The sequence below is a fragment of the Streptomyces zhaozhouensis genome, from assembly GCF_900230195.1.
Classification (GTDB): Bacteria; Actinomycetota; Actinomycetes; order Streptomycetales; family Streptomycetaceae; genus Streptomyces; species Streptomyces zhaozhouensis.
On the sequence record NZ_OCNE01000051.1, the window covers coordinates 1 to 3,091 of the forward strand.

Annotated in this window: 4 protein-coding genes; all 4 read left to right on the forward strand. The window is 76.9% G+C overall.

The features are described from left to right. The first annotated feature begins 138 nt into the window (after positions 1–138). On the forward strand, positions 139–1,650 hold the full coding sequence (locus CRP51_RS27885) for an amino acid adenylation domain-containing protein (RefSeq protein ID WP_097234127.1): 1,512 nt from the start codon (positions 139–141) through the stop codon (positions 1,648–1,650). Then, positions 1,647–2,624: a threonine ammonia-lyase gene (locus CRP51_RS27890; RefSeq protein WP_097234128.1), complete on the forward strand. Its 978-nt coding sequence runs from the start codon at positions 1,647–1,649 to the stop codon at positions 2,622–2,624. The genes CRP51_RS27885 and CRP51_RS27890 overlap by 4 nt, the downstream gene beginning before the upstream one ends. Continuing rightward, entirely contained in the window at positions 2,621–2,890 is a 270-nt protein-coding gene (locus tag CRP51_RS27895; RefSeq protein WP_097234129.1) for a phosphopantetheine-binding protein, read from the forward strand. Before CRP51_RS27890 ends, CRP51_RS27895 begins: the two co-directional genes overlap by 4 nt. Further along, positions 2,883–3,091: hypothetical protein (locus CRP51_RS29260; protein WP_141514710.1), on the forward strand; the 209-nt coding region annotated here is incomplete at its 3' end. The genes CRP51_RS27895 and CRP51_RS29260, both read left to right, overlap by 8 nt.

Genomic DNA, 3,091 nt, shown 5'->3' on the forward strand with positions numbered 1-3,091 from the left:
CACCGAAATGCTCCCCACCCCCGAACACACCTGGCTCACCGACGACCAACACCACCACTACACCGCCGAACTCCGCTTCGTCACCGTCGACCAGACCCAGGTGGAGAGCGACACCGCGCGCGGAAACGGGGACAGCTGATGCGTTCCTACGACGAGGCGATCCGGCGCCATGCCCTCGAACGCCCGCGGGCGCCGGCGGTGGTCACCCCGGGCGGCACGCTCGACTACGGCGAACTGCTGGCGCGCGCGGGGCGGTTGGCCCGGCGGCTGCGGGCGCGCGGCGTCGGTCCCGAGACGGTCTGCGCGGTCGCGCTGCCGCACGGAGCCGACGCCGTGGTGGCCATGGTCGCGGTGACCGGGGCCGGCGGCGCGTTCCTCACCCTGGACGTGGACGCGCCGCCGCCCCGGCTGGCGGCGCTGGCCGCCAGCGCGGGCGCGACACACGTGCTGACCACCTCGGCGCTGGCCGGGCGGCTCGTCCCGCCGCTGCCCGGCAGCCCGCTGCTGCTGGACGGCGCGGAGCCGGACGGGCCGGCGGACGCCCCCCGGCCGGCGCCGCCGCGGCCGGACGCCCTGGCCTATGTCAGCCACACCTCCGGCTCCACCGGCACGCCGCACGCGGTGCTGGTCGAGCACCGGTCACTGACCTCCTACCTCCGGGACTCGGCCGACGCCTTCCGGCTCGGCCCCGACAGCGTCACGCTCCAACTGGCGCCGCTGGGCTACGACGCGTCGATCCGGGACACACTGACCCCGCTGGTCGCCGGCGGACGGCTGGTGGTCCTGCCGCGCGCGACGCTGCTGCGGGCCGAGCCGTTCGTGGAGGCCGTGCGCGCCTTCGGGGTGGACGCGCTGCTGAGCGTCACCCCCTCGTTCCTCACCTTCCTGGCCGGGCACCCGGGCGCCGCCGAGGGGCTGGCCTCCCTGCGGCTGGTGGTCAGCAGTGGTGAGTCGCTCCGCCCCCACCTGGGCTCCGGCGGGCGGTCGTTGACCAGTGGGCGACTGGTCAACCAGTACGGTCCCACCGAGTGCACGATGACCACCACCCGGTTCGAGGTGCCGCACGCGCCGGACACCACGGCGGACCTGGTGGGCACCCCCGTCGCCGGCGCGCGGGTGCTGCTGCTGGACGGCGAGGGCGCCGAGGTGCCCGAGGGCGCGGTCGGCGAGGTGTACATCGGCGGGGTCGGCGTGGCGCGCGGCTACCGGGGGCTGCCGGCGCTGACGGCGGAGCGCTTCGTCCCCGACCCGTTCGCGACCGGGCGGGGCGCCCGGCTCTACCGCACGGGCGACCTGGGGCGGCGCGGCCCGGACGGCGTGCTGGAGTACCTGGGCCGCACCGACCGGCAGATCAAGATCCGCGGGCACCGGGTCGAACCGGCCGAGATCGAGGCCGCGTTGCTCACCCACCCGACCGTGGCGGGCGCCGCGGTGACCGCCGCCCACGACGCGCGCGGCCGGGTCTTCCTGCTGGCCCATGTCGTGGGCGCGCGGCTCGTCGAGGTCACCGACGCGGCGCTCCGCGCCCACCTGGGGCGCACGCTCCCGGCGCACATGATGCCCCGGCGGTTCGTGCGGGTCGACGCGCTGCCGACGACCCGCGGCGGCAAGGTGGACCGGGCGGCGCTGGCGGCCGGGGGCGGACGGTGAACGGGCCCGCGCCCTCGGAGGTGTGGGCGGCGGCGGAGCGGCTGTCCGGCCGGGTGCGCCGCACCCCGCTGCTGCCGCTGGACGGCTTCCCCGGGCTGCTGCTGAAGGCGGAACACCTCCAGCACGGCGGGTCGTTCAAGACCCGTGGCGCGGCCAACGCGCTGCTCGTCCGACGCCCAGGGCGGGTGGTCACCGGCTCGTCCGGCAACCACGGGCTGGCGGTCGCCGCGCTCGGCGGCGCGCTGGGCGCGGGCGTGACGGTGGTGATGGCGGCCGGCGCGGCGGAGGCCAAGGAGCGCGCGGTCAGGGCGCGGGGCGCCACCGTGGTCAGGGTCGCCGGCGGCGTGGCCGAACGCGACCGCCACGCGCGCGCGTTGGCCGAACGCACCCGCGCGTTCCTGCTGCCCTCCTCCGACCACGCGCTGGTGGTGGCCGGCCAGGGGACGGTGGCGCTCGAGGTGTTCGAGGACGCACCGGGGGTGCACACCCTCTTCGTGCCCACCGGCGGCGGGGGGCTGCTCGCCGGCGCCTGCCTGGCCGCCCTCGCCACCCGTCGGCGGGTGCGGATCGTGGGCGTCGAACCCCGCGACACCCGCCGCTACTTCCACTCGCTGGCGGCCGGACGGCCGGTGGAGCTGCCGCCGTCCCACACCGTCGCGGACGGGCTGCGCGCCCAGCGGCCCGGCCGGGTGCCGCTGCCGCTCGTCGGGCGGCGGGTCGACGAACTCGTCGGCGTCTCCGACGAGGAGGTCGTCGAGGCGCTGCGGCTGCTGCGCGACCGGGGCGTCGGCGCCGAGCCGAGCGGCGCGGTCGCGCTGGCCGGCGCCCTGGCAGCCGGCGCCCCCGCCGGCGCGGTGGCCGTCGTCTCGGGCGGCAACGCGCCGGGGCGTCCTTCGACCACGCCCGCCGGACGCGCGGGCGCCGCAGAACAGGTAAACGGGCCGCGGCCCACCCAAGTGAAGGAACGGACATGACCACTGCCGAGACCCCGACCACCCTGCCCGAGCTGGTTGTCGACCTCTTCCGCGAGGCGCTGGGGAACGACGGACTCACCGCCGAGAGCGACTTCTTCGAGGAGGGCGGCGACTCGTTGAGCGCGCTGCGGATCACCGCCGGGCTCGGCGAGGCGCTGGGCGTCGAGGTGCCGGTGGCGCTGGTCTTCAGCGCGCCGACGCCGGCGGAGCTGGCCGCCGTGGTGGCCGAGGAGACCCTGCCGGGCGCCGGGGAAGACCGTGGCTGACCGGGTGGGGCCGCTGGGTCCGCGCTGGCGGTTGTGGGGTCAGTTCGCGTTGCGGGGCGCCGGCTTCCCCGCCCACGAGATCCTGCGACTCGCCTCCACCCCCCTAGCCACCACCGCCGACCACCTCACCCCCCACCCACGCGACACACCCGACTGGAAAACCTACGAACACACCTACACCCAAACCACCCTTACCACCAC

Excerpts from the sequence above, each read along its gene's own strand:
- CRP51_RS27895 (WP_097234129.1), top strand. The coding sequence starts at position 2,621 with ATGACCACTGCCGAGACCCCGACCACCCTGCCCGAGCTGGTTGTCGAC.
- CRP51_RS27885 (WP_097234127.1), top strand. The coding sequence starts at position 139 with ATGCGTTCCTACGACGAGGCGATCCGGCGCCATGCCCTCGAACGCCCG.